Here is a 13,849-nt window from a genome sequence, read left to right as displayed (position 1 = left end):
TAACGCGACCGTTGGGGCGTGCGTTTGGACAACCAGGTCTGGGAAAGCAGGTATCACGAGGCCGTCGATCGGTTGAGTCGTGAGGAAGCACAGTGGCGGACCGCCGAGTCCCTGCTGCGCCAACTTGTCGGTTGCCTCGGTCGTGCCGCCCACGGTGCCCACGACCAGGTCGACCCCCATATCGAACGCCTCTCCGGTGCCCTGCAGGGCCCCATGGACGCGATGGCCCTCGAGCCCCTGGTCAACGGCCTGACCGAGGCGATGAACAACCTGGGAGCGAGCCCCCGGGGCGCCCACGCGGAACGGTCGATCGCGATCACCCGCGTGACGCGCACGGAGCACGGTTCCTCCGTGCAATCGGCGCTGAGCCGGCTGGTCGACCGGATCATCGTGCTGCCTCGCCTGGCCGACCGGGCGAACGAGCTACGCCATGACGTGGCCGACGCCGGCGATCTGGTCGCCCTGGCAACCTGTGGCGATCGTCTCGCCGACCTCATCAATGAACAACGCCTCGGCCTCCAGCGCGAGATCGATGCCCTGCAAGCCGTGCTTCGCCATGTCACCAGCCGGCTGGACGAGCTCAGCCAGTACATGTCGCGCGAACTGGCCGACCAGTCCACCGGCGAAGCGAATGGCCAGGCCCTGGACGCCTCGGTGGCACACGAGATGCGACTGCTCAGCGAAGCCGCGCTCGAGTACGACGACGTGCACGACCTGCGCGAGCGGGTGAACGTCTGCCTGGAAACGATCGCGCAGTGCTTCAGCGAGTTCCGCGACCGCGAAGGCGCGCGCCTCACCGCGTATCGCGATCGTGCCGAGAAGATGCGCCAGCGCATCGAGCAGCTGGAAACCGAACGCAACACCTTGCAGCGGTCACTGGAGCGCGAGCACGAGCTGGCACAGACCGACACCATGATCGGCATGCCCAACCGGCTCGCCTACGAGAAGCGCATCGAAGCCGCGTTCGAAAGCTGGCAGACCACGACACGGCCGCTCAGCATCGCCGCGATCGATATCGACCATTTCAAGAGCATCAACGACACCTACGGCCACACCGCCGGGGACGCCGTGTTGCGGATCATCGGCCAGGCACTGGTCAAGCACGTGCGCCCCTGCGACTTCGTCGCCCGTTACGGCGGCGAGGAATTCATCGTCCTGTTCGACGGCGCGGATGAAGCCGAATCCATGCAGGTATGCGAACGCCTGCGCGGCAAGATCCAGCATCTCGCCTTCCACGCCAGCCGCCAGCCGGTACGCGTGACGGCCTCCATCGGCCTGGCCCAGTTCCAGCCGGGCGACACGCCGCAAACCGTGTTCGATCGCGCCGACCTTGCGCTGTATACGGCGAAGAACGGCGGTCGCAACCGCTGCGTCTCGGGCTGAGACCGCCCGGCGGCGCGGCTTAGACAGCCGCGTCGAAGAGTCGACCCGTCACCGCCGACACCGCCATCGCCAGTGCACCCCAGAAGACGATACGCGCGACGCTGCGCGACGTGTTCGCGCCACCGAGGCGAGCGGAGATCGCACCGAGAATGGCGAGGGCGAGTAACGATACGGCCACGGTGATCGGAGCCAGGTGTTCCCGAGGCGACCACACCGCCGCGAGGATGGGCAGGATCGCACCCGATGCAAAGCTCACCGCCGACGCGGCTGCCGCTTGCAGAGGCTTCGCCGACGTCGTCACCGACAGGCCGAGCTCGTCGCGCGCATGCGCTTCCAGGGCGTTGTGTTTCATGAGCTGCTCGGCCACGTCATGCGCGAGTGCACGATCGAGCCCCCGTCGCACGTAGATCTCGGTGAGCTCCTTGTGCTCGCCGGTGGGATCGTCGCGCAGCTCCCGCGACTCCAGGTCCAGTTCCGCCTGCTCGCTGTCTGCCTGCGACCGGACCGAGACGTACTCACCAGCCGCCATCGACATGGCCCCGGCGACCAGCCCGGCGACACCGGCCAGCAATACGCTGCCCGAGGCGGCCTGCGCGGACGCCACGCCGACGAGCAGGCTCGCTGTCGACAGGATGCCATCGTTGGCGCCGAGCACCGCCGCGCGCAGCCAGCCGATACGATCCAGCCGGTGGTGTTCGCGATGTTTGGGCCTGAGCATCGGGTGCATTCTCCGGGTCTGGTGCCACCATCGTAACCGTACCCCGTCGACGCGTCGCCAGCGAACCCGCAAACTACGCCGCCGCGGCCGCCCGGCCGCCACCCACGACAAGAGCCCCGCCATGTCCATCTCCATGTACCAGACCTCCGTGCCCGTCCTCGTGCGCGCCCTGAACAACCTCGCCGCCATCCTCGCCAAGGGTGCCGCCCATGCCGCGGAACGGAACATCGCTCCGGACGTCCTGCTCCATACGCGCATCACGCCGGACATGTTTCCGCTGATCCGCCAGGTACAGATCGCCACCGACATGGCCAAGGGCGCAGGCGCCCGCCTCGCCGGCGTCGAACCGCCGAAGATGGAAGACAACGAGACCACCTTCGAGGAACTGCAGACCCGCATCGCCACGGTGATCGCCCAGCTGCAGGCGTACACGCCGGCACAGATCGACGGTAGCGAAGACCGCACGGTCGTACTGAAGACGCGCGGCGGCGAACAGAGCTTCCGCGGCCAGGATTACCTGCTGGGCTTCGCGCTGCCGAACGTGTACTTCCACATCACCACGGCGTACGCGATCCTGCGCGGCGTGGGCGTGGTGCTGGGCAAGACCGATTTCATCGGCAAGCCGTAACTCTTGCGCTTCTGTAGGAGCCGATTCATCGGCGAGCTCTTCCCCCCAGGTTGCGTGAGGCAAGCAACCTGGGGGGAGCGCTGCTGCGCAGCGGGTTATTTACTATTCGCCGATGAATCGGCTCCCACATTTGCCTATTGCCGATGAATCGGCTCCTACACGGTCTAATTAGCTCTTGAGCTTCCAACCGGTGCGGAAGATCCACCAGACCACGCCGAGGCAGATCAGCAGGAAGCCGACGGTCGCGGCGGCGCTGACCAGCACGTTCACGTCCGCCTGGCCGTAGAAACTCCAGCGAAATCCGTTGACCAGATACACGACGGGATTGAACAGCGTGATCTTCTGCCAGACCGGGGGCAGCATGTTGATGGAGTAGAAGCTGCCACCGAGGAAGGTGAGCGGCGTGATCACCATCAACGGCACGACCTGCAGTTTCTGGAAGTCGTCGGCCCACAGGCCGATGATGAAACCGAACAGGCTGAAGGTCACCGCGGTGAGGATCAGGAAGGCCAGCATCCAGAACGGATGCTGGATTTCGTAGGCGACGAAGAAACGTGCCGTCAGCAGGATCAGCAGGCCGAGGATCACCGACTTGGTCGCCGCCGCGCCGACGTAACCGACCACCACCTCCACGTACGACACGGGCGCTGACAGCAGCTCGTAGATCGTGCCGGCCCACTTCGGCATGTAGATGCCGAACGAGGCGTTGGAGATGCTCTCGTTGAGCAACGACAGCATGATCAGGCCGGGGATGATGAAGGCGCCGTAGCTCACCCCACCAATCGCTCCCATGCGCGAGCCGATGGCAGCACCGAAGACCACGAAGTACAGCGACGTCGACAGCACCGGCGAGGCGATGCTCTGCATCAGCGTCCGGAAGGTGCGGGCCATTTCAAACCGGTAGATGGCGCGGATCGCATGGATGTTCATACGCCACCCCGCACCAGGCTCACGAAAATATCCTCGAGCGAGCTCTCACTGGAATGCAGGTCCTTGAAGTCGATGCCGAGTTCGCCCAGCTTGCGCAACAACATGGCGATGCCGGTGTCGTTGCCCTGGGTGTCGAAGGTGTAGGTAAGGCACTGGCCGTCGTTCGACAGGTCCAGCGGCCACTCGCGCAGGCCTTCCGGCACGGCCGCAAGCGGACTCTGCAGCGACAGCGTGAGCTGCTTCTTACCGAGCTTCTGCATCAGCGTGTGCTTCTCTTCCACCAGCACGATTTCGCCGCGATTGATGACGCCGATGCGGTCGGCCATCTGCTCGGCTTCCTCGATGTAATGAGTCGTGAGGATGATGGTGACACCCGACTCGCGCAGGCGACGGACCATCTCCCACATGTCGTGGCGCAGTTCCACGTCGACACCAGCCGTGGGTTCATCCAGGAACAGCACCCGCGGCTCATGGGCGAGCGCCTTGGCGATCAACACGCGCCGCTTCATGCCGCCGGACAGCGCCATGATCTTCGAGTCCTTCTTTTCCCATAGCGACAGGTCGCGAAGGATGCGTTCCAGGTGCACCGGGTTCGGCGCCTTGCCGAACAGGCCGCGGCTGAACTTGACCGTGGCCCAGACCGTTTCGAAGGCGTCGGTGGAGAGCTCCTGCGGGACCAGGCCGATCAGGCCGCGCGCCGCCCGGTAGTCGCGCACGATGTCGTGGCCGTCGACGTGCACGCTGCCTTCGCTGCCGTTGACGATGCCGCAGATGATGCTGATCAGCGTGGTCTTGCCGGCACCGTTGGGGCCGAGCAGGGCGAAGATCTCGCCGCGGCGGATCTCCAGGTCCACGTGGTTGAGCGCTCGCAGGCCGCTCTTGTAATGCTTGGAAAGCCCACGCACCGAGACGATGGCATCGGGCGAGGATGGGGTGGCTTCGAGTGACGACATGAGGACCCGCGGATCGATGGGTAAGGCGGCCGATGGTAGACCGATTGGACGAAGACTGCCTGCCTTGTCAGGCGCCCCGGGCACCCCCAGATCGAAGCGGATTGCCCAACCCAAAGGCCCCGCCCGCCATGACCCTTTCCGCTTACGACGCTTCCGTCCCCGTCTTCGTCCGCGGTTTCCGCGTGCTGACCGAACTGCTGGACAAGGCCGAGGCCCAGGCCGATGGGGCCCGTCTCATCGAGGCCCGACTGGCCCCCGACATGCTGACCCTGGCCGGCCAGGTGCAACGCGCCAGCGACACGGCCAAGTTCGCCATCGCCCGCATCGGTGAGGTGCAGCCGCCCTCCTTCGAGGACAACGAGACCACCTTCGCGGATCTGCGCAAGCGCATCGACAGCACCGTGGCCTGGCTGGAATCGGTCGACCGCGCCGTCATCGAGGCGGGGGAAGCCCGTCCCCTCTCGCGCAAGTTCAAGGAGACCGAGCACAGCTTCACCGCGGCCTCGTACCTGCTGACCTTTGCCATCCCGAACTTCTTCTTCCACGTGACGACGGCGTACGACATCCTCCGCCACAACGGCGTGGCCATCGGCAAACTGGATTACCTCGGCTTCAACGGATGACCGATGGCAAGACCCGCTGCGCCTGGGGCGAGTCCGACGAGCTCATGCGCGCCTACCACGACACCGAGTGGGGCGTGCCTGAGCGCGACGGGCGCAAGCTGTGGGAAAAGCTGGTCCTCGACGGTTTCCAGGCCGGGCTGTCGTGGCGCACCATCCTCGCGCGCCGGGAGGGTTTCCGGCGCGCCTTCGAGGGTTTCGATCCGGAACGCGTCGCCGCGTACGGCCCGGACGATGTCGCTCGCCTGCTCGGTGACGCCGGCATCCTCCGCTCGCGCAGCAAGATCGGTGCGGCGATCAACAACGCAAAGGCCTACCTCGCCATGCGCGATGCGGGTGAGGATTTCGCCCGCTTCTGCTGGGACGCGGTCGGCGATCAGCCGATCCTCTGGGAGGGGCCGGTGCCGCCGAACAGCCCGCTCTCCGAACAGATCGCCAAAGCGCTACGCCAGCGCGGCTTCAGCTTCGTCGGGCCGCCCATCGTTTTCGCCTGGCTCGAGGCTACCGGTCTGATCAATTCGCACGCCCCGGATTGCTTCCGGCGCCGGGAAGTGGCATGTACGCCCCTGCGCCCCAAGGGTTAACGGGTTTTTTAGTCGCGGCGGCGTAGCGTGGACTCACCGCCCGCCGGCGACCGCTCCACCCGGTGTACCCATCCCAGGTCTACGTACCGACAGCGAGGGTTTCCATGGCTTCGAGCTCCGCACAACTGTTCATTCCATATAGCGAATCGACACAGGGACCGTGGATCGTCCGCCGTGCCTCCCTGCCTCTCGGCCGCTACGCGTCGCAGCCCATGGCGATCGCCGCTGCGGAAGCGCTGGCTCCCGGCCTGTCCGACAACCTGGGCCGTCCGGTCGAGATCCATGTCCAGCAATCCGATGGCACATGGGAAGAACACACCTACGTCGTCGCTGGCCTGGTCGCCGGCGCCTCGGCTCCCCCTGTCGGCATCAACCGTCACGCCTGAGCGTCGTGGGGTGAGACGGGTATGAGGTAACCTTGGTCGGTTGCCCTCCCCGTTCTGCGCCCTCATCGATGCTCACCGACGACACCAAAGCCGCGATCCGCGCCGCCTATGCGCGATTGAAGGACGGCCTTGCGGGGTTCCGCGGGCGTGCCTCGCAGCTGAAGATGATCGCCGAGGTGGCCAAGGCCCTGGGTGAACCCGGCGGCGCCGCCGTGATCGAGGCACCGACCGGTACCGGTAAGTCCATGGCCTACCTGATCGCCGGGCTGGAAGTGGCCCGTGCCCAGAAGAAGAAGCTGGTCATCGCGACGGCCACCGTGGCCTTGCAGGAACAGCTGGTCCAGCGCGATATCCCCCAGTACCTCACCCTCTGCGGTGTCGAGGCGAAGGTGGCCCTGGCCAAGGGCCGCGCGCGATACCTCTGTCCGCGCAATCTGCGCATGGCCGGCTCGGAACCGACGGCTCAGGGCGGCTTTGAGTTCGATGCCGACGTAGCGCTGTGGGCGCGGCCGCCCGCGGAGCGCGATACCAAGGCCGTGGCGAAGCTCAGCGCGGCCTTCGAATCGCGTGAGTGGAATGGCGATATCGATACCAGTCCCGAGCCGCTGTCGGATCTGGTGCGCGGCATGGTGACGACCAGCGCCGGCGGCTGCACGGGTCGCAAGTGCGGCGCGTTTGCGGTCTGCCCGTTCTTCGTCGCCCGCCGGCTCATCGGCGAAGCCGACATCGTGGTCGCCAACCAGGACCTGGTGCTGGCCGACCTGACCATGCCGCGCGATGAGGACACCTTCGGCGGCGTGATCCTGCCCAAGCCCGAAGAGACCCTGTACATCTTCGACGAGGCGCACCATGTGCCGGCCAAGGCGATCGACCGCGGCGCCGCCGACGTGCATCTGGCCACCGCCGTGCGTCGCATCGGGCGCCTGCAGAACCAGATCCACGCAGCCTACTCGCTCACCGACAAGGAAAGCATCGGCAATCTCTCGCTCGAAGCGGGCGACGAGAAGCTCATGCTGATGTCGGGCTCGCTGGAGGAGATCGAACGCGAGATCCGCATGTCGTGGACACCCTCCTCCAGCGAAACCGAACCCGTATTCCGCGCCTCGCTGGGACAGCTTCCGGAAAACTGGAAGATGCACGCCGAGCACCTCCACCTGGTGACCAAGGACATCCAGCGGTGGCTGCGCACCGTACGCCGCACCGTGGTGGAAATGGAAGCCGGCGGCCCCACGCAGGAGGCGCTCTCGCGTGAGCTTGGTGTGGCACTGGAACGTCTCGATCGGCAGGTACGTACCTGGTATGCGTGGTCGTCCGAGGATCGCGAGAACGCGCCGCCGCTCGCACGCTGGGTCACCATGACGCCCGAGCAGCAGCTGGTCTGCCATGCCTCCGCCGTCTCCGCCGGTGGCCTGCTGCGCACCGTGCTCTGGGACAACGCTTCCGCCGTGGTCATGACCTCGGCCACGCTGAGCGCGGGTGGCAACTTCCGCGGCTTCGCCGATTCGGTCGGCTTGCCCAACGATGCGGTGACGCTCAGCCTTCCCTCGCCGTTCGACCTGGAAAAGCAGGCGACGCTTACCGTGCCCGCCCTGACGACCATGCCGGACGATCGTGAAGGTCATGCGCGCGAGGTGTCGGGCTGGCTGGCCAAGAACCTCGACTGGGACGCCGGCAACCTCGTGCTGTTCACATCACGCGCCAAGCTCGATCGCGTGCTGCAGATCCTGCCGATCGAGTTCGTGCGCAAGGTGCGCGCGCAAGGTTCGCTTTCGAAGGCGCAGCTGATCGCCGAGCATCGTGAAGACATCGAGGCTGGCAAGGGCAGCACCTTGTTCGGCCTGGCCTCGTTCGGTGAAGGCCTCGACCTGCCTGGCAAGCTCTGCGAAACCGTCGTCGTCACGCAGCTTCCGTTCGCCGTGCCTACCGATCCGGTCGGCGCGACCTATGCGGAGTGGCTGGAGTCACGCGGACGCAATCCCTTTATCGAAGTGAGCGTGCCGGATGCCACGCGTATTCTCACGCAGTATTGCGGCCGCCTCATTCGTACCGAAACCGACACCGGTCGCATCGTGCTTCTCGATCGCCGGGTGATCACCAAACGCTACGGCACGGGCATGCTTCGTGCTCTACCGCCTTTCGCCCGCAACATCGAGCGCGTCGCATGACCATCATTCCCTTTGCCGAGCTCAAAGCCGTGCCGTGGAAGAACGGTCTCGGCATCACCCGCGAAATCGTCGTCGAACCTGCCGGTGCGACGATGGACGATTTCCTCTGGCGCGTGAGCATCGCCGACGTCGACACCGCATCGCCGTTCTCGGCTTTTCCCGGTATCGACCGCATCATCGTGCTACTCGAGGGTGACGGCTTCACAATGACGCTTGACGGCGAGCGCGAGCACGCATTGACGACACCGTGCGCACCCTTCGCCTTCGCGGGCGAGGCGCAGGTGGATGTCACACTGGCCGGCGGCGCGACACGCGATTTCAACCTCATGGTCCGCCGCGGCAAGGCACGCGGCACGGTCGATGTCGTGCATGGTCCGGCAATCGTCGATGCGGCCGACGTCGCGTTGCTTTACGTCGCGATGGGAAACGCCGTCGCCGACGGCAACCCCTGCCAGACCGGCGATTCCATCACCCATCCCCAGACCATCGAACTCGCCGCCGACACCACTGCACTTATCGTCCGCATCGCGTAGCCATCACCGGCACCAGGCTCACGCAATCCCATGGTAGGAGCCGATTCATCGGCGATCCCGCGCCAGCGGGCCAGACCCCTGACCGATCGGCTACTGCCTACCGAGCCCCAGCATCAGTCTTCTTCACCTTGAGTTCGATAGGCGGGGGGTCATTAACGCCTTCAGTCATCGACTGTGCTTCGACCTCACCCGACGTTGTCACATCGACCCACAACGTACTTCGGTCACCATACAGCTCTGGTTTGCATGCCCATTCGTACGCCCACCTGTCTGGAAAAGTCTTCTTGCTCGTCATCACAGGCGCCTGACAATCGCGATCTTTTGCTGCAGCCGAAGAACTCAGCGCGTCAGCTTGCGCCTCCGTAATCCGGCTGCTACAGCCGACGAGCCCCATCGACATCAGAACTATCAGCTGGCATTTCATGGCGTGAGATCCGTCTTCAATAAAGCCTCTTCGCAACTTCGCGTTCGTGTCATGCCTGCGGCGGACTGAGCGAATCATCCTCAGGCGAAACGTCGTGGATCAGGGGTCGCTTCCACAGCTCCACCGAGGTCAACTGAAAGCGAACCGGCGGCACCGCCCCCTCCCAGCCCTCAATGCCCGGGAAGTACTCGCGCATGACCTCGACCAAGGCGGCAAAGCCGCTGTCCAACTCGGAAATCGCCATCGTCGGCTCGCCGTCGAGGTGGAAGAACAGGAATACCGTATCGGCCGCCAGATTGTCCCGATTGCCTGCCTCGATGCGCCGAATCCGCTCCATCCGCACCTCGCGCGTCCGGAACGGCCCCAGGTGAACCACGACCACGCCCGACTCCCGGTCGAAGTGGACCTTCGGCCGCCATGTGAGATTTTCACGGAAGCGTGTCCATAGGGGGCGGGGCGTTGATTTGGGGCCCATCGGCGGCGTCTCTTGTCGGCTCCACCCCGTTATCGGCCGCGAAGTCGTAGGATTTAGTTGTAGTTCACCGCCGCGGGGCATCGTAGGGGGTCTGCTCGTAAGGAAAAGCACCGCCATGCGTGAACTATTCGCCGCCCTCTCCCTGGCCATGGCCACCTCCAGCGCCGTCGCCACGGTGCCACTCGCCCCCGTGCCCGACCTGGATCTGGCCCGCTACGCCGGCACGTGGCACGAGATCGCCCGCCTGCCCATGTGGTTCCAGCGTAAGTGCGAAAGCAACGTCACCGCTCATTACACGCCGAAGCCGGACGGCACGGTCGCCGTGCACAACGCCTGTGTCACCGCGGAGGGCAAGACGATCGCCAGCGACGGCGTGGCGCGGCGCCCGGACAACTTTGCCCGTGGCAAACTGGAGGTGCGTTTCGCCCCGGCGTGGCTGTCCTGGGTCCCGATGGTGTGGGCGGACTACTGGGTGCTCGCCTTGGACGACGACTACCAATGGGCCCTCGTCGGCCAACCTGGCCGGAAGTACCTGTGGATACTGTCGCGTGAGCCGTCGATGGATCGGGCCACCTTCGAGGCGCTGAAGAAGACCGCCACGGACATGGGGTATGACCTCACGCCACTGATCGTGTCGGGCAAGGTGGAGTAAGCCGCGGGGCTGCTAGGATCGCGATCTCCCACGAGACCGGCCGTACCGATGCCCATCGCTCCACCCTGCGCCTGCGGATCCGGCGCCACCCTGGCGAACTGCTGTGGCCGTTGGCACGCCGGTGAACCGGCCCCCACGGCCGAGGCATTGATGCGCTCCCGCTACACCGCCTACGTGTTCGCCCTCGAGGAGTATCTCCTCGCGACCTGGCACGAAAGCACGCGGCCCGCAGCGCTCGACCTGGCGACGCAATCGCCACGCCCTACCTGGCTCGGCCTCAGCGTCAAACGCCACGAAACCCTGACGCCGGAGTCGGCGATCGTCGAGTTCGTGGCGCGTTTGCGTATGGGCGGCGGTAGCGCGGAACGCATGCATGAGACGAGTCGTTTCGTACGCGAAGGCGGTCGTTGGTTTTATGTCGATGGCATCCTCGACTGAGCCCAGTGCGACGTGAGATGTTCCTTAGTGGGTTCGGGACACTTATGTCATCCGATGCGACTACGAACCTTCAGAGTTGTGCTTAGTTTATGTAGCCAAATGTCGGTCACTGCGTCGCTCCCGCTGTGGCTACACGCGCCCACATAGCGCTTTTTAAGCTGTCTTAACGTGTAATCAAGAGCCATCGCGACGAGACACAACGGCGACGAACGTCCCTTGGCGGCATCATCGCTGCACGAAATCGAGCGCTATCATTCTTGAATGACTACCAACAAACCAAAATTCCCCGTAGCGAACTTCCGTATCCGAGGCTGCAGTTTGACGAAGCGTCAGAGGGTTTCGTTGGTGCGAAAAGCCATGGCGGCTCAACGTGCACTGGAAGAGGCAACGCCGCCGCAGACTAACAAGGTTGTTCCGCAAAACTCGCTTAAGAGGAAGTAAGTCGCGATGGCTCGATGGACCGATCGCGACCTGACCAGCGTCTTTATCAACTGCCCTTTCACGACATACTTTCGGCCGTTGCATGAGGCGATAGTCTTCGCTGTGTTGGCGTGCCACTTTCGCCCACGCTCCGCCCTCGAAGCCGGCAACAGTGGCGATACACGTCTGGACAAGATCGTTCGCCTGATCAAAGAGTCCGGATACAGCGTACATGACTTGTCTGCCGTCAGCCTTGACGCCACCAGTGGGCTACCGCGTTTCAATATGCCTTTCGAGCTTGGCATCGCCGTCGGCCTGAAGAAGGCCACGCGCACCTACGCATCGCATTCCTTGCTGGTACTTGAGCACGAAAGGTACAGCTACCAAAAATGCCTCTCCGACATGGCTGGACAAGATCTCCAGGCGCACGGCAGCGACAGCGCCCGCCTGATCCCTATCGTGCGCAATTGGTTACGCACGGAGTCGCCCCGCACAGACATCCCGGGTGGCACCAGGATCAGCGCTGAATTCGTCAGGTTTCAACTCAAGCTTCCAGACATGTGCGCCGACGCGGATCTGGACAGGGATGCCCTGCCTTTCGTCGACCTGGTCGCACTTGCGCAGACATGGTTGCTGGAAACTGGCTTTACGCCTAAGACACGCCCGACGGATTCTTCTTCCGCCGCTTCGCATACCACCGTCCGAAGGACGGCATGAGGCAGGCGACGACGAACGCCGCGATAGCACTGAACATTCCCTTGATCCCTGTGCGCCGGCCGAAGGCCGACTATGCCGGGAATCTAGGTGTCACGTCAGTTATTGTCAATCGCCGTCCCTGGCGATCGACCGGCACGTTCAGATGATCGAACGGGTCACGCCACCGTCGACGCGGATGGCGGCGCCGGTGGTACCGGAAGCCTGCTCCGACGCCAGGTAGACTGAGACATTGGCCACTTCCTCGACGCTCAGCAGGCGTTTGATCAGCGAGGTCGGGCGGTGGGTCTGGATGAAGTCACGCTCGACGTCTTCCAGTGATTTGCCCTGGTCCTTGGCAATCTTGCCGAAAAACTCGCTGACGCCTTCGGACAGGGTCGGGCCCGGCAGGATGGCATTGACGGTGACGCCGGTGCCCGAGAGTACCTCGGCGAGGCCACGCGACACACCGAGCTGGGCGGTCTTGGTCACACCGTAGTGGACCATCTCGGCCGGAACCTGCACCGCGGATTCACTGGAGATGAACTGCACGCGACCCCAGCCACGCTCGGCCATGCCCTTGGCGTAATGACGCGAAAGGCGCACGCCCGAATTCACGTTCACTTCGAAGAAGCGCGTCCATTCGGCGTCATCGATGTCGAAGAAGCCCTTCGGCTCGAAAATGCCGAGGTTGTTGACCAGGATGTCCGTCTCCGGGACGGCCTTGATCAGGGTGGCGGCGCCGTCGGCCGTGCCGAGGTCCGCGGCGACGCCCTTGAGCTTTGCGTTCGGAACATCCTTGCGGATCGTGGCGAGGGCTTCGTCTACGCGAGCCTGCGTGCGGCCGGTGACGACCACTTCGGCGCCGGCGGCGGCAAGGCCGGTGGCGATGGCCAGGCCGATACCGGCGGTGGAACCACTGACGATGGCACTGCGCTTGCTGAGATCGATGTTCATGGTGACGCTCCGAGAGAGGAAGGTTCGATGTCTGACCCACTCATCGTCGGGGCTGACCGGCGCTGGATCAATCGCCGCTACGGCAAAAGACTCTCGCCGCCACGCCAACAACGGCGAGCATCAAGGGCTGGCGAGGTCGAACCGGTCCTCACCGAGGGCGACGCCATGTGGCCCAAAGCGCCGCTCGGCAATGACGGCGCGATCCTCGTGGTCGACGAGGATCACCGTACTCGCCCGGGTCCCGTAGGTTTCGCCGACGATGAAGGCACTGGAGAGGAAGCGTTCGCGCTCGATGCCGATGCCCGTGTCTGGCAGCACATCGTCGGGCCAGGCGCCCTCGTCGGCGAGCAGCGCGAACAGCGCGCTTACGTCGGTGTCCTCGTCGGCGGCCACCCAGGCGGTGAGATGCTCGACCAGGGCCTGGGTCTTTGGCCACGGCGCGTTGAAGTCCGCGTTGCTCAGGCCATGCACACCCGGCTCGACCCGCTGGGCGCGCGCATTCGGATGATTGCCCAGGTAATAGGCGTCGTCGTGGTCGAAGGTCAGCAGGTTGAACGGCCGGTATGCCTTTGCGCTCGACATCAGCTCGATGGCATGGGCGCGGGCGGGCACGTTGGAGCCGAGGTAGTCCGCGACCAGCAAGCCCCGCGACATGCCGCTGTGGTCCGCCGTCATGTCACGCACATTGGTGATCACGCTGACCCGGCCATGCGGAGCGATGCCGGCCCAGGTGCCGCCGGCCTCGAGATCGCGCCCCGCGATGATGTCGGGGGCTTCGTCCCACGGTGCCAGCGGTGCGGTCGGACGTGCGTGGAACTCGTCGCGGTTACCGACGAGCACCAGCTTCCATCGCGGATGGACATGCCAGGCGAAGGCGATCAGGCACATGG

At 64.7% G+C, this 13,849-nt stretch carries 16 protein-coding genes; 10 read left to right on the top strand and 6 right to left on the bottom strand.

Annotated elements, in window-relative coordinates; genetic code table 11:
- Positions 1 to 18 precede the first annotated feature (18 nt).
- A complete protein-coding gene (locus tag AC1DYM_RS10650; protein WP_477338081.1) occupies positions 19 to 1,383 on the top strand; it encodes a GGDEF domain-containing protein in 1,365 nt (454 codons plus the stop codon).
- A 19-nt stretch (positions 1,384 to 1,402) separates the two neighbouring features.
- Here AC1DYM_RS10650 and AC1DYM_RS10645 read toward each other — a convergent pair whose 3' ends face one another.
- Positions 1,403 to 2,101 carry a VIT1/CCC1 transporter family protein gene (locus AC1DYM_RS10645; RefSeq protein WP_477338079.1) on the bottom strand — a complete coding sequence of 233 codons (699 nt, stop codon included), beginning with the start codon at positions 2,099 to 2,101 and terminating at the stop codon, positions 1,403 to 1,405.
- 121 nt (positions 2,102 to 2,222) lie between these two features.
- Here AC1DYM_RS10645 and AC1DYM_RS10640 point away from each other — a divergent pair, with 121 nt between their 5' ends.
- Positions 2,223 to 2,729 (top strand): DUF1993 domain-containing protein, encoded by a 507-nt coding sequence (locus AC1DYM_RS10640; protein WP_477338077.1) that lies wholly within the window; start codon positions 2,223 to 2,225, stop codon positions 2,727 to 2,729.
- Between the two features lie 168 nt (positions 2,730 to 2,897).
- On the opposite strand, the gene AC1DYM_RS10635 is transcribed toward AC1DYM_RS10640, so the two are convergent.
- Together AC1DYM_RS10635 and AC1DYM_RS10630 are read right to left on the bottom strand one after the other, a co-directional pair.
- Positions 2,898 to 3,659 carry an ABC transporter permease gene (locus AC1DYM_RS10635; RefSeq protein ID WP_477338075.1) on the bottom strand — a complete coding sequence of 254 codons (762 nt, stop codon included), beginning with the start codon at positions 3,657 to 3,659 and terminating at the stop codon, positions 2,898 to 2,900.
- Positions 3,656 to 4,612: an ABC transporter ATP-binding protein gene (locus AC1DYM_RS10630; RefSeq protein WP_477338073.1), complete on the bottom strand. Its 957-nt coding sequence runs from the start codon at positions 4,610 to 4,612 to the stop codon at positions 3,656 to 3,658. Before AC1DYM_RS10630 ends, AC1DYM_RS10635 begins: the two co-directional genes overlap by 4 nt.
- Before the next feature lie 128 nt (positions 4,613 to 4,740).
- On the opposite strand from AC1DYM_RS10630, the gene AC1DYM_RS10625 reads away from it, so the two are divergent.
- From AC1DYM_RS10625 to AC1DYM_RS10605, 5 genes are all read left to right on the top strand, one after another.
- The gene (locus AC1DYM_RS10625; RefSeq protein ID WP_477338071.1) at positions 4,741 to 5,235 is read left to right on the top strand and encodes a DUF1993 domain-containing protein; all 495 of its coding nucleotides are present in this window, start codon (positions 4,741 to 4,743) and stop codon (positions 5,233 to 5,235) included.
- The gene (locus tag AC1DYM_RS10620) at positions 5,232 to 5,816 is read left to right on the top strand and encodes a DNA-3-methyladenine glycosylase I (protein ID WP_477338069.1); all 585 of its coding nucleotides are present in this window, start codon (positions 5,232 to 5,234) and stop codon (positions 5,814 to 5,816) included. Before AC1DYM_RS10625 ends, AC1DYM_RS10620 begins: the two co-directional genes overlap by 4 nt.
- 104 nt (positions 5,817 to 5,920) lie before the next feature.
- Positions 5,921 to 6,202, top strand: a complete 282-nt coding sequence (locus AC1DYM_RS10615) for a DUF2188 domain-containing protein (RefSeq protein ID WP_477338067.1) — start codon at positions 5,921 to 5,923, stop codon at positions 6,200 to 6,202.
- Positions 6,203 to 6,270: 68 nt separating this feature from the next.
- Positions 6,271 to 8,367 carry an ATP-dependent DNA helicase DinG gene (gene dinG, locus AC1DYM_RS10610; RefSeq protein ID WP_477338065.1) on the top strand — a complete coding sequence of 699 codons (2,097 nt, stop codon included), beginning with the start codon at positions 6,271 to 6,273 and terminating at the stop codon, positions 8,365 to 8,367.
- Positions 8,364 to 8,900, top strand: coding sequence for a HutD/Ves family protein (locus AC1DYM_RS10605; RefSeq protein ID WP_477338064.1), 537 nt, complete (start codon positions 8,364 to 8,366; stop codon positions 8,898 to 8,900). The genes dinG and AC1DYM_RS10605 overlap by 4 nt, the downstream gene beginning before the upstream one ends.
- A gap of 473 nt (positions 8,901 to 9,373) precedes the next feature.
- Here AC1DYM_RS10605 and AC1DYM_RS10600 read toward each other — a convergent pair whose 3' ends face one another.
- Positions 9,374 to 9,706 (bottom strand): hypothetical protein, encoded by a 333-nt coding sequence (locus tag AC1DYM_RS10600; protein ID WP_477338062.1) that lies wholly within the window; start codon positions 9,704 to 9,706, stop codon positions 9,374 to 9,376.
- 208 nt (positions 9,707 to 9,914) lie between these two features.
- Between AC1DYM_RS10600 and AC1DYM_RS10595 the strand changes: the two genes are divergently transcribed.
- From AC1DYM_RS10595 to AC1DYM_RS10585, 3 genes are all read left to right on the top strand, one after another.
- Positions 9,915 to 10,451 (top strand): lipocalin family protein, encoded by a 537-nt coding sequence (locus AC1DYM_RS10595; protein ID WP_477338060.1) that lies wholly within the window; start codon positions 9,915 to 9,917, stop codon positions 10,449 to 10,451.
- Positions 10,452 to 10,499: 48 nt separating this feature from the next.
- The gene (locus AC1DYM_RS10590) at positions 10,500 to 10,889 is read left to right on the top strand and encodes a YchJ family protein (protein WP_477338059.1); all 390 of its coding nucleotides are present in this window, start codon (positions 10,500 to 10,502) and stop codon (positions 10,887 to 10,889) included.
- Between the two features lie 447 nt (positions 10,890 to 11,336).
- Positions 11,337 to 12,026: a hypothetical protein gene (locus AC1DYM_RS10585; protein ID WP_477338057.1), complete on the top strand. Its 690-nt coding sequence runs from the start codon at positions 11,337 to 11,339 to the stop codon at positions 12,024 to 12,026.
- A gap of 138 nt (positions 12,027 to 12,164) precedes the next feature.
- On the opposite strand, the gene AC1DYM_RS10580 is transcribed toward AC1DYM_RS10585, so the two are convergent.
- Positions 12,165 to 12,959 (bottom strand): SDR family NAD(P)-dependent oxidoreductase, encoded by a 795-nt coding sequence (locus AC1DYM_RS10580; protein WP_477338055.1) that lies wholly within the window; start codon positions 12,957 to 12,959, stop codon positions 12,165 to 12,167.
- 120 nt (positions 12,960 to 13,079) lie between these two features.
- Positions 13,080 to 13,847 carry an NRDE family protein gene (locus tag AC1DYM_RS10575; RefSeq protein WP_477338053.1) on the bottom strand — a complete coding sequence of 256 codons (768 nt, stop codon included), beginning with the start codon at positions 13,845 to 13,847 and terminating at the stop codon, positions 13,080 to 13,082.
- Positions 13,848 to 13,849 lie beyond the last annotated feature (2 nt).

This window comes from Luteibacter sp. P1_D3 (assembly GCF_056406135.1).
Note: the sequence above shows the minus strand (reverse complement) of the source record. Positions and strands in the feature narration are given on the sequence as shown.

Bases quoted from the DNA above. Each gene is read 5' to 3' on its own strand.
- AC1DYM_RS10645 (WP_477338079.1), bottom strand. From the start codon at position 2,101: ATGCTCAGGCCCAAACATCGCGAACACCACCGGCTGGATCGTATCGGC.
- AC1DYM_RS10585 (WP_477338057.1), top strand. From the start codon at position 11,337: ATGGCTCGATGGACCGATCGCGACCTGACCAGCGTCTTTATCAACTGC.
- AC1DYM_RS10625 (WP_477338071.1), top strand. From the start codon at position 4,741: ATGACCCTTTCCGCTTACGACGCTTCCGTCCCCGTCTTCGTCCGCGGT.
- AC1DYM_RS10615 (WP_477338067.1), top strand. From the start codon at position 5,921: ATGGCTTCGAGCTCCGCACAACTGTTCATTCCATATAGCGAATCGACA.
- AC1DYM_RS10635 (WP_477338075.1), bottom strand. From the start codon at position 3,659: ATGAACATCCATGCGATCCGCGCCATCTACCGGTTTGAAATGGCCCGC.
- AC1DYM_RS10630 (WP_477338073.1), bottom strand. From the start codon at position 4,612: ATGTCGTCACTCGAAGCCACCCCATCCTCGCCCGATGCCATCGTCTCG.
- AC1DYM_RS10595 (WP_477338060.1), top strand. From the start codon at position 9,915: ATGCGTGAACTATTCGCCGCCCTCTCCCTGGCCATGGCCACCTCCAGC.
- AC1DYM_RS10620 (WP_477338069.1), top strand. From the start codon at position 5,232: ATGACCGATGGCAAGACCCGCTGCGCCTGGGGCGAGTCCGACGAGCTC.
- AC1DYM_RS10580 (WP_477338055.1), bottom strand. From the start codon at position 12,959: ATGAACATCGATCTCAGCAAGCGCAGTGCCATCGTCAGTGGTTCCACC.
- AC1DYM_RS10605 (WP_477338064.1), top strand. From the start codon at position 8,364: ATGACCATCATTCCCTTTGCCGAGCTCAAAGCCGTGCCGTGGAAGAAC.
- AC1DYM_RS10575 (WP_477338053.1), bottom strand. From the start codon at position 13,847: ATGTGCCTGATCGCCTTCGCCTGGCATGTCCATCCGCGATGGAAGCTG.
- dinG (WP_477338065.1), top strand. From the start codon at position 6,271: ATGCTCACCGACGACACCAAAGCCGCGATCCGCGCCGCCTATGCGCGA.
- AC1DYM_RS10640 (WP_477338077.1), top strand. From the start codon at position 2,223: ATGTCCATCTCCATGTACCAGACCTCCGTGCCCGTCCTCGTGCGCGCC.
- AC1DYM_RS10590 (WP_477338059.1), top strand. From the start codon at position 10,500: ATGCCCATCGCTCCACCCTGCGCCTGCGGATCCGGCGCCACCCTGGCG.